This is a genomic window from Kitasatospora cystarginea (assembly GCF_039533515.1).
Classification (GTDB): Bacteria; Actinomycetota; Actinomycetes; order Streptomycetales; family Streptomycetaceae; genus Kitasatospora; species Kitasatospora cystarginea.
The window spans coordinates 197,432-220,414 of record NZ_BAAATR010000001.1 but is presented as its reverse complement, the minus strand read 5'-3'; the positions used below and the strand labels follow the sequence as shown (position 1 = coordinate 220,414).

The window sequence follows — 22,983 nt, the reverse complement described above, 5'->3', positions numbered from 1 at the left end:
TCCTGCCGGTACGGCCGCACCCTGCCGGTATCGAGGCCAGAGTCCCGCAGTGCTGTCGACAACTGCACTGCGGGGACGGCTGATTGGCGATCCGTCAGCCGCGGCGCCAGCGGTTGGTGATGGGCAGCCGGCGGTCCCGGCCGAAGCCCTTTGCGGAGATCTTGGGGCCCGGCGGGTACTGGCGGCGCTTGTACTCGGCGGTGTCGACCAGCCGCACCACCCGGTCCACCACCTCGGGGTCGAAACCTGCGGCGACGATGGTGTCGCGACCCTGGTCGCCCTCGACGTACAGGTCGAGGACGGTGTCCAGCAGGTCGTAGTCCGGCAGCGAGTCGGTGTCGACCTGGTCGGGGCGCAGCTCGGCGGACGGCGGCTTGGAGATGGTGTTCTCCGGGATCGGCGGGGTCTCACCGCGCCGGACGGCCTCCTCGTTGCGCCAGACGGCGAGCCGGAAGATCAGCGACTTGTAGACGTCCTTGATCGGCCCGTACGCGCCGACCGAGTCGCCGTAGAGGGTGGAGTAGCCGACGGCGAGCTCGCTCTTGTTACCGGGGGCCAGCACGATGTGGCCCTCCTGGTTGGAGAGCGCCATCAGCAGGGTGCCGCGCAGCCGGGACTGCAGGTTCTCCTCGGCCAAGCCGGTCAAGCCGAGCGACTCCATGTAGGCGTCGAACATCGGGGCGATGGAGACGGTGCGGAAGTTGAGGCCGGTGCGCCTGGCCAGCTCGGCGGCGTCGTCGCGGGAGTGCTGCGAGGAGTAGCGGCTGGGCATGGAGACGCAGTGCACGTTCTCGGCGCCGATGGCGTCCACCGCGATGGCGGCGACCAGTGCGGAGTCGATACCGCCGGAGAGTCCGATCAGCACGGACTTGAATCCGTTCTTGCGGACGTACGCCCGGGTGCCGGTGACCAGCGCCTGGTAGATCTCCGCCTCGTCGCTCACCTGAGGGGCGATGCCCGGGCTGACGGGCTCGGCGGGGGCGGGCAGCGCCTCGCCGCCGAGGTCGGTGCGGACCAGCTGGAGGCCGTCGCTGAGCAGCAGCCCGTCGGTCGGGTCGGCGGCGGCGGGTAGGTCCAGGTCGAGGATCAGCAGGCTCTCCTCGAACTTCGGGCCCCGGACCAGCACTTCGCCATCGGCGTCGACCACCAGCGAGTCACCGTCGAAGATCAGCTCATCCTGGGCGCCGACCATGTTGAGGTAGACCAGCGGGCAGCCCGCCTCGGCGGCCCGGCGGGTGACCAGCTCCAGGCGGATGTCGTCCTTGTTGTGCTCGTACGGCGAGCCGTTGATCGACAGCAGCAGCCCGGCGCCGGCCTCGCGGGCGGCGGTGACCCGGCCGCCGTCCTGCCAGATGTCCTCGCAGATGGCCAGCGCGACATCCACGCCGTGCAGGCGCAGCACGGAGAGCTGGTTGCCGGGGACGAAGTAGCGGTACTCGTCGAAGACGCCGTAGTTGGGCAGGTAGTGCTTGGCGAAACGGTTCACCACCTTGCCGCGGTGCAGCACGGCCGCGCAGTTCTGCGGCGACCCGGCCGGGCGGCCCGACCGCGGCACGTCCCGCTCGGAACGGCCGAGGTAGCCGAGCACCACCGGCAACTCGCCCAGGCCCTCGGTGGCCAGCCGCTCGGCCAGCTCGACGAGCGCGGTCCTGGACGCCTCGACGAAGGAGCGGCGCAGCGCGAGGTCCTCGACGGGGTATCCGGTCAGCATCAGTTCGGGGAAGGCGACCAGTTGGGCGCCCGCCTCGGCGGCCTGCTTGGTCCAGCGCACCACCTCATCGGCGTTGCGTGAGATGTCACCGACCCAGGGGTCGATCTGGCTCAGGGCGAGACGGAGATTGGGCATGAAAAGAGTGTAATCGTCTAACTGACGTTATGTCGCGGGCGGGTGCGTCCACCCATCGCGCGCCCGCCCCACCCCTGGCCTGCGCGGCTGCCGGGGTGGGGCCAGGGGTCGGCAAGTCGGTGCGGATCCGCCATGATGGGGGCAGCCGCTCCGTGAGCCGCTCCCGCCGGTCGCTTTCGCGTGCTTCCGTGCGTAACACGAACGTAAAGAGCAGAGGTGAGACTGTCCCCATGGGCAAGCAGCAGGAGTTCGTGCTTCGCACGCTCGAAGAGCGTGACATCCGTTTTGTCCGGCTGTGGTTCACCGACGTGCTCGGGTTCCTGAAGTCGGTCGCAGTGGCGCCCGCCGAACTGGAGCAGGCCTTCGAGGAGGGCATCGGCTTCGACGGCTCGGCCATCGAGGGATTCGCCCGGGTGTACGAGTCCGACATGATCGCGAAGCCGGATCCGACCACCTTCCAGATACTGCCGTGGCGCTCGGAGACCCCGGGCACCGCGCGGATGTTCTGCGACATCCTGATGCCGGACGGCTCGCCCTCCTTCGCCGACCCGCGCTTCGTACTCAAGCGCACCCTGGAGAAGGCCTCCGACCAGGGCTTCACCTTCTACACCCACCCGGAGATCGAGTTCTTCCTGCTGAAGAACCTGCCCGGCGACGGCACCCCGCCGATCCCCGCCGACCAGTCCGGCTACTTCGACCACACCCCGCGCGGCGTCGGCCACGACTTCCGCCGCCAGGCGATCACCATGCTGGAGTCGATGGGCATCTCGGTGGAGTTCTCCCATCACGAGGGCGCCCCCGGCCAGCAGGAGATCGACCTGCGCTACGCCGACGCGCTCTCCACCGCCGACAACATCATGACCTTCCGCCTGGTCATGAAGGAGGTCGCGCTGGAGCAGGGCGTGCACGCCAGCTTCATGCCCAAGCCGTTCTCCGACCACCCCGGCTCCGGCATGCACACCCACGTCTCCCTCTTCGAGGGCGACCGCAACGCCTTCCACGAGTCCGGCGCCGAGTACCAGCTCTCCAAGGTGGGCCGCTCCTTCATCGCCGGCCTGCTGAAGCACGCCGCCGAGACCGCCGCCGTCACCAACCAGTGGGTCAACTCCTACAAGCGGATCTGGGGCGGCTCGCAGCGCACCGCGGGCGCCGGCGGCGAGGCCCCCTCGTACATCTGCTGGGGCCACAACAACCGTTCGGCCCTGATCCGCGTGCCGATGTACAAGCCGGGCAAGCAGGGCTCCACCCGGGTCGAGGTCCGCTCGCTCGACACCGGCTGCAACCCCTACCTCGCCTACGCCGTCACCCTCGCCGCCGGCCTCAAGGGCATCGAGGAGGGCTACGAGCTCCCGCCCGGCGCCGACGACGACGTCTGGGCCCTCTCCGATGCCGAGCGCCGCGCCATGGGCATCCAGCCCATGCCGCAGAACCTCGGCGAGGCCATCGACCTCATGCAGCGCAGCGAACTGGTCGCCGAGACCCTCGGTGAGCACGTCTTCGACTTCTTCCTGCGCAACAAGCGCCAGGAGTGGGAGGAGTACCGCTCCGAGGTCACCCCGTTCGAGCTGCGCAAGAACCTGCAGGTGCTGTAGCCGCAGGTCGGCAGGGCGCCCCGCAGGCAGGTTGCGGCCCTGGGTCGGTGGTGGTGATCCGCCGGCCTGGGGCCGTCGTCGTGTGTCCGGGCGTGCGCGGACTGTTACGAGGACACGGGGGCCCGGCGACACGCCTCGGTCGCGACCGGGTCCGAGACAGCGGCCTGCGTCATCGCGTTGACACACATGTCGTGGCTGCCCACCAGGCCGTAGTAGCACGCCGTCCGGATGGAGTCGGTGAGTTCGACGCCCTGGTCCTGGAGGTACGCCGTACAGTCCCCCAGATCCGCGTGGGCGGCCGGTGCGGCGATGACGGTGCCGCCCAGGGTGAGGGTCAGGGCGGCGAGAGTACTGACGATTCGCGGCGATGGATGCACGGGGACTCACCTGCTCTCTCGATCGGGTCACCCGGTCCAGGGTCGTGTCGGACCGCGGGCCGAGAGGACGACGGCGAGCAAGCACACCGGTGGTCGGACGAGTTGCCGCCGGTCGTTCCGATCGGCTCGGCGCCGAACACGCCTTCTGTGAAAATCTAGGACCCCTCACGGCCGTCCGCCTGCGCAGTGCGCCGAACGGGTGAACCGGACGGACGGGCCGCGCAGGGACCTCCCGGGCGCGGCCGCCGTGCCGGGAGCGCGTTCGGGCCCGCTCCGCCGTCCCGGCGCTCCCCAGGGCTGCCAGGAACTGCGGGGTGCGGGTCGGCGGCAGGTAGTCCAGCGGCCGGCTGCGCCGCCGGATCGATGTCCGCGGTGCCCGCGGGCCGCAGCGTCGGGCCGAAGGGCCGAGCAGGCCGAGTGAGCGGAACATGCGTGAGAGCCGATGGGGAGCAGTCGTCCTGAACGGGGCCGGTGCGCGCGGAAGTGAATGATGTTGCGTCAGATCGGGTGTGCACTTGAGGCGGTGAGGGGCGCCGGGGTCGGGGTGTCGGCACGGGTCCAGGTGGGGGCGGAGCTGGAGGGGGCGAGGAGGAAGGTGGCCCGATGCGTCAGCGCCCAACCAGTGGGCTGAGGTTGGGTTGGATCGCCGCAGGTCGGCCTAGGTGAAGGGGAGGTGGCCGGCTGGTGTCTCGGGATCCAACTGACAGATGACCAGAAGGTGATGGATGATCAATAAGTGACTGGGTTTTCCCAGGAGTTATGGACATGACTAGTATCCACCCGTCAATGTTCTTACCAGATCTGACCAGTCGTGAACGGCTGGTGCCGTCTCCAAGGAGCATGCCCTGCGCACGCGCGCGAACCGGCGGATCCGCTCGACCAGGATGTCCCTCAGGACGGCCCTGCTCGTGCTGGCAGTCGTACCCGGCTTGGCCCTGGCCGCCCTCTGGGCGGTGACCAGCGGTCAGACCCTGCTGGACTTCCAACGGCAGGCTGCCCAGGGGCTGCTGGCCCAGAAGGCGGGCCAGCCGTCCAACATCGTCTACTACAACCTGCAGGAGGAACGGCGGCTCAGCGCCGAGGCCCTCGGTGCCCACGCGGGCGCCACCGACGCGCTGGTCAAGCAGCGCAAGCAGACCGACGACGCGATCCGCACCTTCCAGGAGCTGTCCTCGGTCGCCACCGACGGCGCGCCCACCGAGGTGCGCGCCGCGCTCGCCGAGGCCCGGCGGGCGATGACCCAACTGTCCGCCGAGCGCCTGCTGGTGGACCAGGGCGGCGAGGCGCAGCAGGCAGCGGTGTACCGCTACTACACCCAGCTGATCGCAGTCGACCTCAAGCTCTTCACCACGCTCAGCCATGTGGACAACGGCAAGGTCGCCACGGTCTCCCAGCCGCTGGTCGACCTGTTCTGGTCCAAGGAGATGATCTCCCGCTCGGATGCGCTGCTGGCCCAGGCCTGGCCCACCGGGAAGCTGGGGGCGCAGGACTACCAGGGCCTGGTGCAGTCCATCTCCGACCAGTCCTTCCAGTTCGTCATCAAGGTCGCGCCCTACCTGCCGACCAACGAGCAGGCGATGGCGAAGCAGATCATCGAGAGCCCGGCCTGGCAGGCCAAGACCGAGGTGGAGAAGGACCTGCTGCGTCCCGCCGCGGCGGACAGCAACGGGTCCGTCCCGATCGGCGCCAGCCAGCAGCAGATCGCCGCGGACCAGAAGAAGTGGCGCCAGGCGATGGACGACCTGAACCCCAAGCTGGTCGACCTGGTGGAGCGCAGTACCGACACGGTGGTGTCCACCGGCAAGAGCGAGATCATGTCCCTGCTGATCAGGGTCGTGCTCACCGCCGTGGTCGGCCTGGTCGCGGTCATCGCGGTGATCCTGACCACCTGGCGCCTCACCCGTACGCTTCGCCACCGGATCGGTGAACTCCAGGAGCAGGCCGAGGAACTGGGAAGCAAGCTGCCGGAGGTGGTCGAACGCCTCGGCCAGGGCGAGCAGATCGACGTCGAGACCGAGGCCCGCGGTATCGCGCGGGACGACCGCAGCGGCGTCAATGACGAACTCGCCCAGCTCGGCGCGGCGTTGAACCTGGCCCGGTCCAGCGCCCTCACCGCGGCCGTGCGGCAGGCCGAGCAGCACCGCGGGTTCGAGCGGCTGCTCCAGCGCATCGCCCGCCGAACCCAGCTGCTGATCGGCCAACAGCTCAAGAGGCTGGACGAGTTGGAGCGCAAGCACGAGGACCCGGAGGTGCTGGACGGCCTCTTCGACCTCGACCACCTCACCGCCCGTCTGCGCCGCTACGAGGAGAACCTGGTCATCCTGGCTGGCGGTACCCCGCACCGGCGCTGGCGCAAGCCCGTCCCGCTGCTGGACGTGATGCGCTCGGCCCAGGGCGAGGTGCAGGACTACCGCCGGGTGATCCTGGACGTCGACGGCAGTCCCTGGCTCTCCGAGCGTGCCGTCGGCCCGGTGGCGCACATCCTGGCCGAGCTGATCGAGAACGCGCTCAGCTTCTCCCGGCCGCCGAGCCCGGTCGAGGTCCGGGCCGCCCGGGTCAGCCGGGGCACGGTGATCGAGGTTGAGGACCGCGGCCTGGGCATGGACGAGGCGCAGCTCGCCGAGGCCAACCAGCTGATGGGCCGTCCGCCCCGGACCGACGTGCTCGCCCGCGCCGACGACATCCGGCTCGGCTTCTTCGTGATCGCCCGGCTCGCGGCCCAGCACGGGCTGCGGGTGGAGTTCCGGCCCTCGGCCTTCGGCGGAACCAGGGCGGTCGTGCTGATCCCCGATGAGCTGATCGCCCCCGACGGCCCGGCTCGTCCGGTCGCGGTGCCGCAGCCGGCCACCGAGGGGTTGCCGACCCGCAAGCGCGGCCGGGCCCTGGCCGGGGTCACGCCGCTGATCGAGCCGGTCGGTCCGGCGGTGGAGCCCTCCGGTCCGCTGATCGAGCCGGTCGCTGTGGCGACGGAGCCCTCCGGTCCGCTGGCCGAACCGCTCGCTCCGATGGTGGAGCCGCTTCGGGTCGTGGCGGACGCTTTCGGCCCGGCGCAGGAGCCGGGTCCGGTGGACGAGACGTACGAGTCGCACGGCGGTCATGGCATGCACGAGGCGTTCGGCGGGCACGAGGAGCACGAGGTGTTCGGCGGGCACGGGGCGTTCGGCGGGCGCGAGGAGCACGAGGTGTTCGGCGGGCACGGGGCGTTCGGCGGGCGCGAGGAGCACGGGCAGCACGAGGTGTACGGGGCCCAGTCGGCGTACGAGCCGCACCAGGAGTACGGCTCGTACGAACTGCGCGGGCCGGACGGGCACCCGACCGAGGTGTACCCCGACCCCGAGCCCTCCTGGCACGCGGCACCGCAGGCCGCTCTGCAGGACATGCCGCAGGCGTGGCAGCCGCCGGCCGAAGTGCGGGAGCGGCCGGCCGGGCGCGAGTCGGACATCGCCGTGGACACCGCGGACGAGCAGCCCGGGCCGAGGGACACCGTGGTCCCGTCGGGTCCGAGCACCCCCTCCGCGGAGCCGCCGCTGCCGCGCCGGATCCGGCAGGCCAGCCTGGTGGACGAGCTCAGGGTCAACCCGGCGCCGCAGGCCGCCGCGCCGAAGCCGCCGCGCTGGGACGAGAACCCGTTGCTCCGGCCGGCCCCTCGACGGGCCGGAGCAGCCATCGGTGCGTTCCAGCGGCGGTCCCGGGCCGCCCGCGAGGGCGCGGTACAGCCGGGGCAGTCCGTACCGCCCGGACAGCAGCAGCCGGTCCTCCCCGAGTGGGAGTACCGGACCGGGGCCGGTGAGCCGCAATCCACCGACCCGTGGAACACCACTCCCATCCCTACGACGGAAGACCGGTCATGACTCGCACTACCGCCACCCACCAGGATCTCGACTGGCTGCTCGACGGCCTGGTGGACTCGGTGGCCGGGACCAGAAATGCCGTGCTGCTCTCCGACGACGGCCTGGTGGTGAGCCACTCCCGCACCATCGACCGCTCCGACGCCGAGCGGCTGGCCGCGGTCGCGACCGGGCAGCAGAGCCTGGCGCGGGGTGTCGGCCAGCTCTTCGACGGCGGCTCGGTGCACCAGGTGATCGTGGAGCTCGCCGACCTCTGGCTGTTCATCATCGCCGCGGGGCAGGGCACCCACCTGGCCGTGGTCGCCTCGCAGGAGGTGGACGCCGAGGTGATGTCGCTGGCCATGCACAACCTGGTGCAGCAGGTCGGCCAGAAGCTCGGTACCCCGGTCCGGAGCGAGTTCGACGCCTTCGGCGCCCGAGGCGGGCAGCGCGGGTGACCCCGTACTGGGAGGAGGAGGACGCCGAGGAGGACAGTGCGGGCAGCATGGTCCGCCCGTACACCATCACCCGGGGCCGCACCGCGCCCGAGCGTGACGACTTCAGCCTGATCACCGTGCTGACGACCGTGCAGGACCCCAGGGACGAGCACGGTGTGCCATTACGGCCCGGGCGGCGCGCGCTCCAGCCCGAGCACCGGGCGATCCTCGCCTTCTGCGGCCACCCGAGCGCGGTCGCCGAGGTCGCCGCGGAGCTCGACCTGCCGGTGTCGGTGACCAAGATCCTGCTGGCGGATCTGGTCGCCCAGGGCCTGCTGCTGGCCCGCGCCCCGCTGTCGGTGGCGCGGGCCGCGGGCGGCCCCGACCTCGGCCTGCTGGCCGCCGTCCGTGAAGGACTCCGGAGACTCTGAGACAGTGGGATGACAGCGAAATGACGAGCAGTCAGGCGGCTCCCGCCGCCGTCAAGATCCTGATCGCCGGGGGTTTCGGCGTCGGCAAGACCACCATGGTGGGCGCGGTCAGCGAGGTCGCGCCGCTGCGCACCGAGGAGTACCTGACCCGGGCCAGCATCGGCGTGGACGACCTGGCCGGGGTCGACCAGAAGGACACCACCACCGTCGCGCTGGACTTCGGCCGGATCACGGTCAGTTCGGAGCTGGTGGTCTACCTCTTCGGCACCCCCGGCCAGGAGCGCTTCTGGTTCATGTGGAACGACCTGGTCAACGGCGCACTCGGTGGGGTGGTCATCGCCGACACCCGCCGGCTGGAGAGCAGTTTCGCCTCGATCGACTTCTTCGAGAGCCGGGGCATCCCGTTCGTGGTCGCGATCAACTGCTTCCACGGCCAGAACACCCGTAGCGCGGCCGAGATCAGGGATGCGCTGGACCTCGACCCGCAGGTCCCGCTGCTGGTCGGCGACGTCCGGGAGCGGCCGTTCGGGCGGGACGCGCTGCTGGCCCTGGTCGACCACTTGATGAGCCTGCCGGCCGAGGTCGAGCCCGTACCGGCGGGCTGACCCCTCGACCCGGCCCTCGGCAACACCCCCTGGAGGCGCCCGAGATGGCATCATCCCTGCGTGTTCTGGTCCACGGCGGCGGCATCGGCGGGCTCAGCCTCGCCATCGCGCTGGCCCGCCGCGGGCACACCGTCGAAGTCGCCGAGCTGCGGGCGGAGTTGGACGCGCTCGGCGTCGGCATCGTCCAGCCGTCCAACGCGCTGCACGTGATGCGGGAGCTCGGTGTGCTGGAGCAGTGCCTGGAGGCCGGCTTCGAGTGGGAGGTGCTGACCGTCTGCGACCCGGCCGGGAACACCCTGGCCGGGATCCCGCAGCCCCGGATGGGCGGTGTCCCCGCGAACAACGGGATACCGCGGCCCGCGCTCGCCGGGGTGCTCGGCCGGGCCGCCGCCGAGGCGGGTGCCCGGATCCGCTTCGGCACCACCATCGCCGAACTGGCCGACGACGGCTCGGGCGTGGACGCCGTCCTCTCCGACGGCTCGAAGGGCCGCTGGGACTTGGTGGCCGGCTTCGACGGCATCGGCTCGCCGCTGCGCCGCCGCCTGTACGGGGAGCGGTTCCGCCCCGAGTACACCGGCTTCGCCAACTGGCGGGTCACCGTGCCCCGGCAGCCCGAGGTGCGGGGCGTGGTGATGAGCACCGGCAACCCGGCGGCGAAGGCGCTGCTCACCCCGATCACCGGTGAACTCATGTACCTGGGCGCGGTGTCCGCCGAGGCCGAGGGCTTCAGGCCGGACCCGGAACGCGCCCACGAGCAGCTCGCCGAGCGGCTTGCCGGCTTCGGCGGACCGGTCGCCGAGGCACTCGCCCAGGTGACCGACCCGCGCGCCGTGGTGTACTCGCGGATCTCCCAGGTGACCGTGGACGCGCCTTGGCACGTCGGCCGGGTGGTGCTGGCCGGTGACGCCGCGCACGCCTCCACCCCGCACCTCGCGCAGGGGGCGGCGATGGCGGTCGAGGACGCCCTGGTGCTCGCGCAGTCGCTGGACGCGGTGGACGGGGCGCCGGCCGCGCTGGCCGCCTGGGAGGAGCGGCGGCGGCCGCGGGCCATGTGGGTGCAGAACATGTCGCGTGCGGTGCTCAAGCAGGAGACCGGCACCCCCACCACCCCGGAGGAGGACGAGCTCCTCAAGGTCGGCGTGCCGGGCGCGGCCCACGTGCTGGTTCAGCCGTACTGACGGGGTACTCGCGAGCGTCCTGGAAGGTCAACCTAGGCTGCGACTGCACGTGCCTCCATCAGGTAAGTCGCGTGTCGGGATTGAAGGTGTCGGCTACGTTGAACGCGCACGCCTGATGCCAACTGGTGCTACAAGGAGGCGAGTTCGGCAGCTCGTCGAGCGAGTTCGGGGGCGCCGGGGATTCCTCGCCTGCCGTAAATGGCTCGTCGCCCCGCCAGCGTCTGGACTCCGTAGCCAACTTCATGGCGTCGCGTGCCGTCGTCACCGGGCGCATCCCGCTCAACGGCGGCTCGCAGCGACGGCCCCTCGTACACGTCGGCGACGTCGGCGCAGTTCTCGCCGGCGTCCTGCAGAGCAACCTGACCCGGGCGTGGAACGTCGGCAGCGACCAGGAGAACCACACCATCGGCGACATCGCCGAGACCTGGGCTGCCACCTGCCCGTCACCGAGCAGATCGCGGCCCGGCAGCTGTCCCTGCCCTGCTACCCGGCGATGACCAGCGCCGACGTGCAGCGCGTCATCGACGCGATCCACGCCATCTGGTCCTGATCCCCGGCATGCTGGGCCGATTGTCAGATCACCGGCGGCCGGCCCAGTCGCGTCATCCGCCACACGGTGCTCCACCGCATCGGACGGCGCGGGGGACAGGGCGTCCGCACACCCTCGAAGAACCCGGACCACCACGCCTTGCGCCCCGACAGCGGGGGACGGCGAACCAACGTGTACAGCGCCCAGGAGGTGAGGTAGATCGGCACCAGGACGGCGGGCAGGTGACGCTTCGCCAGCCACACCCGGTTCCGCGCCGTCATCCGGTAGTAGGTGGCGTGACGGGCCGGGTCGGTGCGCGGGTGCTGGAGCACCATGTCGGCCCGGTAGTGGATGTCCCACCCGGCGTCGAGCGCGCGCCAGGCGAAGTCCGTCTCCTCATGCGCGTAGAAGAACGGTGCCGGGAAGTCGCCGACCTGGTCGATCACGCTCATGCGGATGGCGTGGCCGCCCCCCAGGAAGGTGGTCACCTCACCCGACAGCAGTGGGTCCGAGGCGCCGAAGCGAGGAACGTGCCGACGCTGAGTGAACCCTGTCTCGTCCGCGATCCGGAAGCTCACCACCCCAAGGCGCGGGTCCTGCTCGAACGCCTCCCGGATCAGCTGGAAGGTGTCGGCCCGGGGAAGCAGGCCGTCGTCATCCAGGACCACCAGGACGTCGGCACCGCCGAGTTCGCGCAGTCGCTGCACACCGGCGTTCCGGCCACCGGGAATACCGAGGTTCTCCGGCAGTTCCACGGTGTCCACCCACGCCGGCAGCTCCGGGAGCTTCACCCCCTGCCCGAGCACCACGGCCTTGACGCTCTCGCCTTCCTGGGCCGCCACCGACTCCAGGAGCACACGCAGCTCCTTCCGCCGGTCGCCCATCGTCAGCACCACCACGCCCAGCGTGACGCCCATCGCACCCGACCCCATCGAGGAACCCTTCATGATCTCGCCGACACCGGAAACCGAGGACGTGCCGCTGCACGTACTCGCCGAGACCGGACAGCTCCCGGACCACCAGTACATGGACCAGCGCACCCTGACCTGGATCGCCGGCAACCGGCCCGTCGGCCCGCGTGTTCCGGCCACGATGCCACACTGCCCTGCCCGGCTGGCGCCCGACGACTCCTGGTTTGCCAGCCCGGCCGTGATCGACTCCATCGACGGCGCCCGACACAACGCCCGTGCCAGCCTCCTGATCCAGTTGCTCGCCCGGCATCACGGTCTCGGCCACGATCACGCCTTGGCTCTCGCCGCTGCCGCAGCCCGGCATGACAGCCGACGCCTTCACGACCGTGACGATCCGGGTCACGGCAAACGCGCCGCACACTGGCTCACCAGCAACCTCGACACCGTGGCCGGCGCGCCCGATTCCCGATACGACCCTCACTCCCGCAACTTGACCCTCAACACCGTCTCGGCGTTCGGCGGAAACGGTCGTGCGCGGAGTGCGAAGCCCAACAGCAGGCCCAGCAAGCCGAGTTGCCCGAGATGATCGATGCGGTTCGCGAGCCGGCACGCGCTGGGGTGCACCGGGCGGAATGGGCCCGGAGATTCCCCGGGGGCCCACCACACCACGAGCGAGGCGACCTGGCACTGACCGAGGCCGGGCAAGGTCCTCCGCACGACCGGCTCCGTCCCGGTGGCTTCCCGTGCCACCGGGACGGAGCCGTTGCATGGCGGTCCTGTCGTGGTCGGCACCGGACACGTACGCTTCCAGCAGGGTCGGCAGCTGGAGGGGATGGCAGTGGAAGGACGGGCCGGGAGCCGGACCAGTCGCCTGGAGACCAGGCTGGTGCGGCGGGGGTTCACCGATCCCGAGGTGGCCGTGAGGCTGCTCGCGGAGCCGGCCCTGAACGGCCTGGCGGCCGACCCGGTACTGCTGGACGCGCTCGGTGCCGCGCCCGACCCCGACCTCGCGCTGCTGGGCCTCGCCCGCCTGCTGGAGGCCCTGGACGAGCCCGAGCGGCACACCCTGCGGGACACCCTCACCGGCTCAAAGCCGCTGCGCGACCGCCTGCTCGGCGTACTCGGTGCCTCCGCCGCGCTCGGCGACCACCTGGCCCGCCACCCCCGCGACTGGCACGCGCTGGTCACCTTCGAGCTGCGTGACATCCATCCGGGCCCGCAGGACTTCCTGCGCCAACTCTCCGACCGCGTCTGGCGGAGCGGCGCCGCGAACGGCGCCGGCCGGGCCGACGCCCTGCGCACCGCCTACCGCCGCTGCCTGCTCGCCATCGCCGCCCGCGACCTCAGCCGCACCACCGACCTGCCGCAGGCCAGCGCCGAACTCGCCGACCTGGCCGGGGCGACCCTGCAGACCGCGCTGGACATCGCAGCCGAGGAGGACCCGCAGGCCGCCCGGGCCTGCCGGCTCGCCGTGATCGGGATGGGCAAGTGCGGCGGCCGCGAGCTCAACTACGTCTCCGACGTGGACGTGATCTTCGTTGCCGACCCCCGTGAGGGAGTGGACGAGCACCGGGCGCTGCAGGCCGCCACCAGGCTCGCCGCCCGGATGATGCGGCTGTGCTCCGACACCACCGGCGAGGGCAGCATCTGGCCGGTGGACGCCAACCTCCGCCCCGAGGGCCGCAACGGGCCACTGGTCCGCACCCTGGCCAGCCACCTCGCCTACTACCAGCGCTGGGCCAAGACCTGGGAGTTCCAGGCCCTGCTCAAGGCCCGCCCGGTCGCCGGGGACACCGAACTCGGCGCCGCCTACGCCGCGGCCACCGCACCGCTGGTCTGGCAGGCCGCCGGGCGGGAGAACTTCGTCGCCGACGTCCAGCAGATGCGCCGCAGGGTGCTCGACTCCATTCCCGCCACAGAGCTGGACCGGCAGCTCAAGCTCGGCCCCGGCGGCCTGCGCGACGTGGAGTTCGCCGTCCAACTGCTGCAGCTGGTGCACGGCCGCACCGACGACGGCCTGCGCAGCGGCAACACCCTGGAGGCCCTGTCCGCCCTCAGCGCCGGCGGCTACGTCGGCCGGGCCGACGCCGTCTCGCTGGACACCGCCTACCGGTTCCTGCGCGCACTGGAGCACCGCATCCAGCTGTACCGGCTGCGCCGCACCCATCTGATGCCCACCGACGAGCGCGACCTGCGCCGGCTGGCCCGCTCGCTCGCCCACCTGATCAACGACGACACCCGCGCCGACCCGGTCGCCGCGCTGCAACGCGAGTGGAAGCGCCACACGGTCGAGGTGCGCCGGCTGCACGAGAAGCTGTTCTACCGGCCGCTGCTGGACGCCGTCGCCGAACTACCCGCCGAAGCCGCCCGGCTCAGCCCCGAGGCCGCCAAGGCCCGGCTGGCCGCCCTCGGCTACGCCGACCCCACCACCGCGCTGCGCCACCTCACCGCGCTGGCCGCCGGGGTCAGCCGCAAGGCCGCCATCCAGCGCACCCTGCTGCCCGTGCTGCTGGGCTGGTTCGCCGACTCCGCCGACCCGGACGCCGGCCTGCTCAACTTCCGCCAGGTCTCCGACGCACTCGGCCGCACCCCCTGGTACCTGCGGCTGCTGCGGGACGAGAGCGGCGCGGCCGAGCAGCTCGCCCGGGTGCTCTCCGCCGGGCGGCTCGCCCCGGACCTGCTGCTGCGCGCCCCCGAGGCGGTCGCCATGCTCGGCGATCCCCAGGGGCTCGTTCCGCGTGGACGGGCCGCGCTGGAGTCGGAGGTGCTGGCCGGAGTCGGCCGGGCCGCCGACGCCGAGGCCGGGGTCGCCTCCGCCCGGTCGGTCCGGCGGCGGGAACTGTTCCGGACCGCCGCCGCCGATGTGCTCGGGCGGTTCTCGGACGACCCGGGCGAGGCAGTGGACGCCGCCGGGGAGGCGCTGACTGCGCTGAACGCCGCCACCCTGCAGGGTGCGCTCCGCGCATGCGTCGCCGAGTGGGAGTCCGAGCACGGGGAGCTGCCCACCCGGCTGGCGGTGATCGCCATGGGCCGCTTCGGCGGGCACGAACTCGGCTACGGCTCCGACGCGGACGTGCTGTTCGTCCACGACCCGCTGCTCGACGTCCTGGAGCACGACGCCGCCCGGGCCGCCCAGGCCGTCTGCCACCGGCTGCGCACCCTGCTCGCCGCCCCTTCCACCGAGCCCCCGCTGCTGGTCGACGCCGACCTGCGGCCCGAGGGCCGCACCGGTCCGCTGGTGCGCACCCTCGCCTCGTACGAGGCCTACTACCGGCGCTGGTCGCACGCCTGGGAGAGCCAGGCGCTGCTGCGGGCCGAGCCGGTCGCGGGCGACCTGGAGCTGGGGGCGAGTTTCCAGCGGCTGATCGACTCGCTGCGCTACCCCGGGACGGGCGTACCCGAGAAGGACCTGCTGGAGATCCGGCGGATCAAGGCCAGGATCGAGTCCGAACGTCTGCCGCGCGGTGCCGACCCGACCACCCACACCAAGATCGGGCGGGGCGGGCTGGCGGACGTGGAGTGGACGGTGCAACTGCTCCAGCTGCAGCACGGGCACGAGCTGCCGGAACTGCGGACCACGCGGACCCGGCAGGCGCTGGCGGCCGCGGCCGCGGCCGGGCTGGTCGCCGGGCGGGACGCGGCGGTGCTCGACGCGGCCTGGGTGCTGGCCTCGCGGGTGCGCGGCGCCGTCATGCTGGTCCGCGGCCGGGCGGGGGACAGCTTCCCCGTCGACGGCCGAGAACTGGCCGGGGTGGCCCGTTACCTCGGCTACGGCTCGGGGCACACGGGGGAGATGGTCGACGACTACCGCCGTACGACGCGGCGGGCCCGCTCGGTCGTGGAGAAGCTGTTCTACGGCCCGTGAGAACGAAACCGTCCGGGGCTGAGGGGGAGTCCCCTCACCCCCGGACGGTGTGCTGTCCGAGGTCCGTGCGTCAGCGGCGCGAGGCGCCGACCGGTGCCGTCCACTGGGCGGGGACGGTGACCGGCTCGTCGGGCGCGGGCTCGTGCGGAGTGCGGGGGAGCCGGTAGGCCCACTGGTGGTAGATCAGCCGGGCGGCGAGGAAGCCGACGGCCAGGCAGATCTCGCCGCAGACCGCGTCCATCCAGAAGTGGTTGGCGGTCGAGACGATCACCATCAGCGTGGTCAGCGGATAGAGCAGGCCGAGCAGCCGGACCCAGAGCGGCCTGGCCAGGAAGAAGATCGCCAGCCCGCACCACATCGACCAGCCGATGTGCATCGAGGGCATCGCCGCGTACTGGTTGGAGACGTGGGCTCCGGCCCCGGAGGCCATCGAGCCCCAGGTTTGGTGCACCTTGACGGTGTCGATGAAGCCGCCGCCGTCCATCAGCCGGGGCGGGGCGAGCGGGAAGAAGTAGAACCCGATCAGCGCGATACCGGTGGTGACGAACAGTACGCTCCGCGCCGCCGCGTAGCGGCCCGGATGCGAGCGGTACAGCCACACCAGCACGCCGATGGTGATGATGAAGTGCAGCGTCGCGTAGTAGTAGTTCATCCCGACGATGAGCCAGGTGACCGAGTTCACGGCGTGGTTGATCGAGTGCTCGACCGCGATGCCGAGGTGCTGCTCGAAGTGCCAGATCCAGCTCGCGTGCTTCTGCGCGACCGCCTCCTGCTCGGGGACGGCGTTGCGGACCAGGGAGTAGATCCAGTAGCTGAGGCCGATCAGCGCCAGCTCGAAGAAGACCCGGGGACGCGACGGATTCCGGCGCTGCTCGTGGATGCGAAGGCGGAGCGCGGCGCTTCGCGTCCGGGCGGCGCGGGAGGCTCCGTCCGGCGTCGGAACCGAAGGGACCGCGCCATCGACGGAACCTGCACCACTGGCCGCCTCGGCGTGTTCGATGCCGGCTGTACGGATCTCGGTCGGTTCCCCCATGGACGAGAAGTCTGCCAGACGTCCTGTGGTCGTCTGCTCATCCTGCGGTAGTGGATTCTTCACCAGCTGTCCCCCCGAGGGGGTAGGGGGTGGGTACCGGAGGTGGGCATGGGGTCCATTGTGACTCGCACCCGAACGACCCTGCGACCCGCCCCCCGGGTAGCGGAAGAGGCCCTGGGGGAGCAGGCGAGGAGGCACCCGGAAGCAGGGCGAGGAGGCCTCGGGGGAGGGCCGGGGAGTGGGGCGGGGGAGGCCCGTCGGCTGTCAGGCGCGACGGGCCACCGTCCCCGCACGCGGGCCTGGCTGTCCCTCACCCACAGGCCCGCGTGGTGCCGGCGCACAGCGGGGCACTCGTGACTTTGACCCGCGCGCAACGGTTCGGTCAAGAGATCTCTTGCAGGTTTTACAAGATCTTGCTGAAAGACCTTGCAGTCGCTAGCGTCCACGCCACTCAATGACGACCAGCTGCCTCAAGGGAGAGCCGCAGTGGCCGAAACACCGCTTCGCCGCCCACGGAGCACCATCCTCGCCCGCAGACCCGGTAGAGCCGCCGCACTGCTGGCAGCCCCGCTACTGACCACCTCGCTGGTGGCCGCGACGCTTGGCTCGGCCGCCCCGGTGGCCGCCGCCGCCCGGCCCGCCCCGCCCTCCGACGCCGCCCTCGCCGCCACGGCCAAGCGGCACGACCTGACCCGCGAGCAGTTCTACTTCGTACTCCCGGACCGCTTCGCCAACGGCGACCCCGGCAACGACACCGGCGGCATCACGGGTTCGCGGATGGAGAACGGCCTCGATCCCACGGACAAGGGCTTCTTCCACGGCGGTGACCTCAAGGGGGTGATCGACAAGCTCGACTACATCCAGGACCTGGGCACCACCGCCATCTGGCTGGCCCCGATCTTCAAGAACAAGCCGGTCCAGGGCACGGGAGACGCCGCCTCAGCGGGCTACCACGGCTACTGGATCACCGACTTCACCCAGGTCGACCCGCACTTCGGCACCAACGCCCAGCTGGCGGAGCTGATCCGCAAGGCGCACGCCAGGGGTATCAAGGTCTTCTTCGACGTCATCACCAACCACACCGCGGACGTCATCGACTACGCCGAGGGGAGGCACGACTACCGCTCCACCGGCGCCTATCCGACCCTGGACGCCGACGGCAACCCGGTCGACGAGACCGCCCTGGCCGACTCGGGCGCGCCCTGGCCGAAGCTCACCGCCTCCTCCTTCCCCTACACCCCGGTCTTCCGCAACGCGGCCGATGCCAAGGCCAAGTCCCCGGCCTGGCTGAACGATCCGTCGCTCTACCACAACCGGGGCGACTCGACCTTCGCCGGGGAGTCCGCCACCGAGGGCGACTTCAGCGGCCTGGACGACCTGGACACCCAGAACCCCAAGGTGGTCGAGGGGTTCAAGAAGATCTACGAGAACTGGGTCAGACAGACCGGCGTGGACGGCTTCCGGATCGACACCGTGAAGCACGTCGACATGGCCTTCTGGCAGAACTGGGCGCCCGCACTCAAGCAGTACGCCGCCCAGCAGGGGAAGAAGAACTTCTTCATGTTCGGCGAGGTCTACTCCGGCGACCCCTCGGTCACCGCGCCGTACGTCACCAAGGGCAAGCTGCAGGCCGCCCTGGACTTCCCGTTCCAGCAGGCCGCGCGGAGCTACGTCTCGCGCAGCGGCTCGGCCAAGGCGCTCTCCTCGGTGTACGGGCAGGACTACCGCTACACCACAGCCGACACCGACGCGTACGAGCTGCCGACCTTCCTCGGCAACCACGACATGGGCCGCTTCGGGTCCTTCCTGCAGAGCGACAACCCGGGCGCGAGCCAGGACGAGCTGCTCGCCAAGGACCGGCTCGCCAACCAGCTGATGTTCCTGACCCGCGGCCAGCCGGTCGTCTACTACGGCGACGAGCAGGGCATGACGGGCGCGGGCGGCGACAAGGACGCCCGGCAGGACATGTTCGCCTCCAAGGTCGCCTCGTACAACGGCGACAACGTGATCGGCGGCAGCAGCGGACCGGCCGACCGGTACGGCCGCGACGTGCCGCTCTACCAGGAGATATCCGCGCTGGCACAGCTGCGGAAGGCCAACTCGGCGCTGGCCGACGGCGCGCAGGTCGAGCGGTACGCCGCCGACGGCCCGGGGGTGTACGCCTTCTCGCGGATCGACGCCGGGCAGCAGGTCGAGTACGTCGTCGCGGTCAACAACTCGACCGAGGCGAAGACCGTCACCCTGGACACCTTCTCCGCGGGGATGGACTTCGACCGGATCTACCCGACGGCCGGCGCCAGGACCACCAGCGGTGCGGACCGCCGGATCACCGTCACGGTGCCGCCGTTGTCCTCGACCGTCTACAAGGCGGCGGGCAGGCTGGCGAAGACGGCCGCGGCGCCCCAGCTCACCCTGCGGACGCCGGCCCAGGGCTCGACCGGCACGGTCACGGTCGGCGCCGAGGTGCCGGGCGGCGGCTTCAACCGGGTCTCCTTCGCCGCGCAGATCGGCAACGGCCCCTGGCAGGTCCTCGGCACCGCCGACAACGGCACGTACCAGGTCACCCAGGACCTCGGTACCGTCGCGCCGGGGACGCAGGTGCGGTACAAGGCAGTGGTGCAGACATCCAGCGGACAACTGCGCTCCGCCACCGGGAGCTTCACCACCGGCACCCCCGACCCCAAGCCGGTGCCGACCGCGACCTCGCGCCCGTACGCGGTGGTGCACTACCAGCGCAAGGACGGGAACTACGACGGCTGGAACCTCTACGCGTGGGGCGACCTCGCCGACGGCGAGGCCACCGACTGGCCCGCCGGGCACGGCTTCACCGGCCGAAACGCCTACGGGGCCTTCGCCTACGTCAAGTTGAAGAGCGGTGCCTCGGACCTCGGCTTCATCGTCGAGAACAACGGCACCAAGGACGTCGAGGCCGACCGGCACATCGACCTCTCCAGCACCGGTGAGGTCTGGCTGAAGGAGGGCGACCCCACCGTCCGGACCAGCAACCCCGGGCCGGTGGACACCGTGCCCGCCGACACCGCAGTGATCCACTACCACCGGGCGGACGGCAACTACGACGGCTGGGGCCTGCACGACTGGACGGGCGCCGCCAAGCCCACCGACTGGGGCAGCCCGCTGCAGCCCGCCCGCCGGGACGCCTTCGGCGACGTCTTCGAGGTGCCGCTGGCGGCCGGGGCCACCAGCCTCAGCTACATCCTGCACAACGGCAACGACAAGGACCTGCCGGCCGACCAGTCGCTGGACTTCGCCACCAGCGGTCGCGAGGTGTGGATCCTCGGCGGGCAGCAGGGCTATCTGCTGCCGCAGTCCACGGGCGACTCGGCGCAGCTGGACCTCGGCACCGCCAAGGCCCAGTGGATCGACGCCAGGACCGTGGTGGTCCCGGCCGGCTTCGGCGCCGGCGACGGCCAGTTGGCCGGCGGGACCAGTGCCCAGCTGATCTACGACCCCGAGGGCGGCCTGCGGATCGACAAGGGCGTGCTCGACAAGCCGGGCCACTGGATCCGGCTCGACCCCGGCACGCTCACCGGAGCCCAGAAGGCCAAGTACCCGCATCTGGCCGGCTACCGGGCCTTCACGGTGGACGCCCGGGACGCGGGTCGGATCACCGCCGCGCTGCGAGCCCAGACGGCGTTCACCGAACACCTGCCGAACGGAGCGCTGTCGGCCGCCACCGGGGTGCAACTCCCGGGCGTGCTGGACGACCTGTACGCGGCGAAGGCCGCCAAGGCCGAGCTCGGACCGGTCTACCGGGACGGCAAGGTCACCCTCTCGCTCTGGGCGCCGACCGCCACCCAGGTCTCGGTCCAGCTCTTCGACCGGGCGAGTGGCGGCACGCCGAAGACCGTACCGCTGCGGCGGGACGAGGCGAGCGGGGTCTGGTCGCTCAGCCGCAGTACCCGTGAACTGGACGGGAAGTACTACCTGTACCAGGTCGCGGTGTGGGCGCCGAGCGTCCAGCAGCGGGTGACCAACACCGTAACCGACCCGTACTCGGTGGCGCTCTCCACCGACTCCAGGCGCAGCCTGGTCACCGATCTGGCGGCCGGGCGCAACAAGCCGAAGGGCTGGGACCAGCACCGCAACCCGGCCGGTATCCCGGCGGTCAAGCAGCAGATCCAGGAGCTGCACGTCCGCGACTTCTCGGTGGCCGACACCACCGTGCCGGCGGCCGAGCGCGGCACCTACCTGGCCTTCACCGAGTCGCAGTCGGCCGGCATGAAGCACCTGCGCGAGCTGGCCAAGGCCGGCATCACCACCGTCCACCTGCTGCCGACCTTCGACATCGCCACCATCCCGGAGAACCGCGCCGACCAGAAGCTGCCCGCCTGCGACCTCAAGTCGCTGCCGCCGGACAGCGAGAAGCAGCAGGAGTGCGTGGCGGCCGTGCAGGCCGGCGACGCCTACAACTGGGGCTACGACCCGCTGCACTACAACGTCCCCGAGGGCTCGTACGCCACCGATCCGGACGGACCTGCGCGGACCGTGCAGTTCCGGCAGATGGTGCAGGCGATGCACGAGGCGGGCCTGCGGGTGGTGCTGGACGTGGTCTACAACCACACCGCCGCCGCAGGACAGGCCGACCACTCGGTGCTGGACAAGGTGGTGCCCGGCTACTACCAGCGGCTCGACGCCAACGGGAAGGTGACGGCGGACAGTTGCTGCGCCGACACCGCGCCCGAACACGCCATGATGAACAGGCTGGTGGTCGACTCGGTGATGCTGTGGGCCAAGCAGTACCGGGTGGACGGCTTCCGGTTCGACTTGATGGGTCTGGACCCCAAGTCCACCATGCTGGACGTGCAGTCGGCACTGCGATCGCTGACCAGGGCCAAGGACGGAGTGGAGGGGAAGGACGTCTTCCTCTACGGCGAGGGCTGGAACTTCGGGACCGTCGCCGACAACTCCCGCTTCGTGCAGGCCACTCAGCAGAACATGGCGGGGACCGGCATCGCCACCTTCAACGACCGGATCCGCGACGCCGGGCGCGGGGGCAACTTCATGCTTTCCTCCGCTCCCCAGCAGGGCTTCGCCTCCGGGCTGTTCACCGACCCGAACGGTTCGGCGGACAACGGCACCCCGGAGCAGCAGAAGGCCCGGCTGTTGCACCAGATGGACCAGATCAAGGTCGGCCTGACCGGGAACCTGGCCGGCTACTCCTTCACCGACAGTTCGGGAAAGCCCGTCACCGGCGCGGGAGTCGACTACAACGGTTCGCCGACCGGCTACGCCGCCAACCCGGGCGAGGCGGTCGAGTACCTGGACGCGCACGACAACACCGACCTGTTCGACGCGCTCGCCTACAAGCTGCCCGTCACCGCCTCGCCCGCCGACCGGGCCAGGATGCAGGCGCTCGGCCTCTCGCTCACCGCGCTGGCCCAGGGCCCGGGCTTCGCGCAGGCCGGCAGCGACCTGCTGCGGTCCAAATCGCTGGATTCCAACTCGTACGACTCCGGTGACTGGTTCAACTCGATCTCGTGGGACTGCAAGCAGGGCAACGGCTGGGGACGCGGCCTGCCGATGGCTGCGGACAACAAGTCGATGTGGCCCGCCGCCAAGGCGCTGCTGGCCGATCCGAGGCTGACGGTCGGCTGCGCCGAGATGACGGCGAGCAGCGCGCTGTACCAGCAGTTCCTGCGGATCAGGCAGTCCTCGCCGCTGTTCGCGCTGGCGAGCGGGGCCCAGGTGCAGCGCAGGCTGTCCTTCCCGCTCTCCGGTACCCCGGGCGAGGCGCCCGGTGTGATCACCATGCACCTGGACGGGACCGGGCTGAGCGGCGCGGAGAAGGGCATCACGGTGGTCTTCAACGCCACGCCGACCGACCAGAAGCAGGCCGTGTCCGCGCTGGCCGGAACCGGGCAGCGGCTGCATCCCGTACAGGCGACCGGAGTTGACCAGGTGGTCAAGCGGTCCGCCTTCGATCCGGCGACCGGTACCTTCACGGTGCCCGCCCGGACGGTCGCGGTCTTCGTGCAGAGCTGACCCCGTCCGGAGCCGGCGCACCGCCGGACCCAGAGGCCCCGCCGACCCGGCGGGGCCTCTGCCGTATCTGGCCGAAAACGAACCCTGTGCCGCCTCAAGGGGTGACAGCGACAGGTTCGTCGGCGCTGCCGCGGCCCGCTGGCCGGGGACCGCGGGTCTACGCGCGCTGCTCGTGCTGTGGTCGGGCAATGCGCTGGCGTGATGACATTCATATGCAGAAATAGCTTTGGTCAAGCCTGAGTTGACACTGCCTCGGCTTTGCGGTGTCGGGGGTGGTTATTGGCCAATTGCTGGCATGCATCTGTCACCGGTGGCGCCTTTGCTGCCACGATTCCCCCGGCTGCAGATG

General features: G+C 71.0%; 14 protein-coding genes. 10 read left to right on the top strand and 4 right to left on the bottom strand.

Annotation, left to right across the window (positions count from 1 at the left end; all coding sequences use genetic code 11):
- Positions 1-94: 94 nt before the first annotated feature.
- On the bottom strand, positions 95-1,846 hold the full coding sequence (locus ABD369_RS00960; RefSeq protein ID WP_344634198.1) for an NAD+ synthase: 1,752 nt from the start codon (positions 1,844-1,846) through the stop codon (positions 95-97).
- A gap of 230 nt (positions 1,847-2,076) precedes the next feature.
- Here ABD369_RS00960 and glnA point away from each other — a divergent pair, with 230 nt between their 5' ends.
- Positions 2,077-3,438, top strand: a complete 1,362-nt coding sequence (gene glnA, locus ABD369_RS00955; protein WP_344634197.1) for a type I glutamate--ammonia ligase — start codon at positions 2,077-2,079, stop codon at positions 3,436-3,438.
- A 104-nt stretch (positions 3,439-3,542) separates the two neighbouring features.
- Here the strand turns inward: glnA and ABD369_RS00950 are convergent, their stop codons facing one another.
- Complete coding sequence (locus ABD369_RS00950; RefSeq protein WP_344634196.1) at positions 3,543-3,815, bottom strand: hypothetical protein; 273 nt, start codon at positions 3,813-3,815, stop codon at positions 3,543-3,545.
- An 884-nt stretch (positions 3,816-4,699) separates the two neighbouring features.
- Between ABD369_RS00950 and ABD369_RS00945 the strand changes: the two genes are divergently transcribed.
- The 6 genes from ABD369_RS00945 (at position 4,700) to ABD369_RS00920 (ending at position 10,843) form a co-directional block, all read left to right on the top strand.
- Positions 4,700-7,666, top strand: a complete 2,967-nt coding sequence (locus ABD369_RS00945) for a sensor histidine kinase (protein ID WP_344634195.1) — start codon at positions 4,700-4,702, stop codon at positions 7,664-7,666.
- Positions 7,663-8,100, top strand: a complete 438-nt coding sequence (locus ABD369_RS00940) for a roadblock/LC7 domain-containing protein (RefSeq protein WP_344634194.1) — start codon at positions 7,663-7,665, stop codon at positions 8,098-8,100. The genes ABD369_RS00945 and ABD369_RS00940 overlap by 4 nt, the downstream gene beginning before the upstream one ends.
- 47 nt (positions 8,101-8,147) lie before the next feature.
- On the top strand, positions 8,148-8,510 hold the full coding sequence (locus tag ABD369_RS00935) for a DUF742 domain-containing protein (RefSeq protein ID WP_344634409.1): 363 nt from the start codon (positions 8,148-8,150) through the stop codon (positions 8,508-8,510).
- A gap of 20 nt (positions 8,511-8,530) precedes the next feature.
- Positions 8,531-9,115: a GTP-binding protein gene (locus ABD369_RS00930; RefSeq protein WP_344634193.1), complete on the top strand. Its 585-nt coding sequence runs from the start codon at positions 8,531-8,533 to the stop codon at positions 9,113-9,115.
- A gap of 44 nt (positions 9,116-9,159) precedes the next feature.
- Positions 9,160-10,293: an FAD-dependent monooxygenase gene (locus ABD369_RS00925; RefSeq protein ID WP_344634192.1), complete on the top strand. Its 1,134-nt coding sequence runs from the start codon at positions 9,160-9,162 to the stop codon at positions 10,291-10,293.
- Positions 10,294-10,663: 370 nt separating this feature from the next.
- Complete coding sequence (locus tag ABD369_RS00920) at positions 10,664-10,843, top strand: DegT/DnrJ/EryC1/StrS family aminotransferase (protein ID WP_344634191.1); 180 nt, start codon at positions 10,664-10,666, stop codon at positions 10,841-10,843.
- A 23-nt stretch (positions 10,844-10,866) separates the two neighbouring features.
- On the opposite strand, the gene ABD369_RS00915 is transcribed toward ABD369_RS00920, so the two are convergent.
- Positions 10,867-11,769: a glycosyltransferase family 2 protein gene (locus ABD369_RS00915; protein WP_344634190.1), complete on the bottom strand. Its 903-nt coding sequence runs from the start codon at positions 11,767-11,769 to the stop codon at positions 10,867-10,869.
- 79 nt (positions 11,770-11,848) lie between these two features.
- Here ABD369_RS00915 and ABD369_RS00910 point away from each other — a divergent pair, with 79 nt between their 5' ends.
- Positions 11,849-12,319 carry a hypothetical protein gene (locus tag ABD369_RS00910; protein ID WP_344634189.1) on the top strand — a complete coding sequence of 157 codons (471 nt, stop codon included), beginning with the start codon at positions 11,849-11,851 and terminating at the stop codon, positions 12,317-12,319.
- 246 nt (positions 12,320-12,565) lie between these two features.
- Positions 12,566-15,598 (top strand): bifunctional [glutamine synthetase] adenylyltransferase/[glutamine synthetase]-adenylyl-L-tyrosine phosphorylase, encoded by a 3,033-nt coding sequence (locus ABD369_RS00905; protein WP_344634188.1) that lies wholly within the window; start codon positions 12,566-12,568, stop codon positions 15,596-15,598.
- Positions 15,599-15,668: 70 nt separating this feature from the next.
- Here ABD369_RS00905 and ABD369_RS00900 read toward each other — a convergent pair whose 3' ends face one another.
- Positions 15,669-16,631, bottom strand: a complete 963-nt coding sequence (locus ABD369_RS00900; RefSeq protein ID WP_344634187.1) for a phosphatase PAP2 family protein — start codon at positions 16,629-16,631, stop codon at positions 15,669-15,671.
- Between the two features lie 486 nt (positions 16,632-17,117).
- On the opposite strand from ABD369_RS00900, the gene pulA reads away from it, so the two are divergent.
- Positions 17,118-22,634: a pullulanase-type alpha-1,6-glucosidase gene (gene pulA / locus ABD369_RS00895; RefSeq protein ID WP_425557502.1), complete on the top strand. Its 5,517-nt coding sequence runs from the start codon at positions 17,118-17,120 to the stop codon at positions 22,632-22,634.
- The last annotated feature ends 349 nt before the right edge of the window (positions 22,635-22,983 follow it).

Excerpts from the sequence above, each read along its gene's own strand:
- ABD369_RS00960 (WP_344634198.1), bottom strand. The coding sequence starts at position 1,846 with ATGCCCAATCTCCGTCTCGCCCTGAGCCAGATCGACCCCTGGGTCGGT.
- glnA (WP_344634197.1), top strand. The coding sequence starts at position 2,077 with ATGGGCAAGCAGCAGGAGTTCGTGCTTCGCACGCTCGAAGAGCGTGAC.
- ABD369_RS00945 (WP_344634195.1), top strand. The coding sequence starts at position 4,700 with ATGTCCCTCAGGACGGCCCTGCTCGTGCTGGCAGTCGTACCCGGCTTG.
- ABD369_RS00940 (WP_344634194.1), top strand. The coding sequence starts at position 7,663 with ATGACTCGCACTACCGCCACCCACCAGGATCTCGACTGGCTGCTCGAC.
- ABD369_RS00935 (WP_344634409.1), top strand. The coding sequence starts at position 8,148 with ATGGTCCGCCCGTACACCATCACCCGGGGCCGCACCGCGCCCGAGCGT.
- ABD369_RS00930 (WP_344634193.1), top strand. The coding sequence starts at position 8,531 with ATGACGAGCAGTCAGGCGGCTCCCGCCGCCGTCAAGATCCTGATCGCC.
- ABD369_RS00925 (WP_344634192.1), top strand. The coding sequence starts at position 9,160 with ATGGCATCATCCCTGCGTGTTCTGGTCCACGGCGGCGGCATCGGCGGG.
- ABD369_RS00915 (WP_344634190.1), bottom strand. The coding sequence starts at position 11,769 with ATGAAGGGTTCCTCGATGGGGTCGGGTGCGATGGGCGTCACGCTGGGC.
- ABD369_RS00910 (WP_344634189.1), top strand. The coding sequence starts at position 11,849 with ATGGACCAGCGCACCCTGACCTGGATCGCCGGCAACCGGCCCGTCGGC.
- ABD369_RS00905 (WP_344634188.1), top strand. The coding sequence starts at position 12,566 with ATGGCAGTGGAAGGACGGGCCGGGAGCCGGACCAGTCGCCTGGAGACC.
- ABD369_RS00900 (WP_344634187.1), bottom strand. The coding sequence starts at position 16,631 with ATGGGGGAACCGACCGAGATCCGTACAGCCGGCATCGAACACGCCGAG.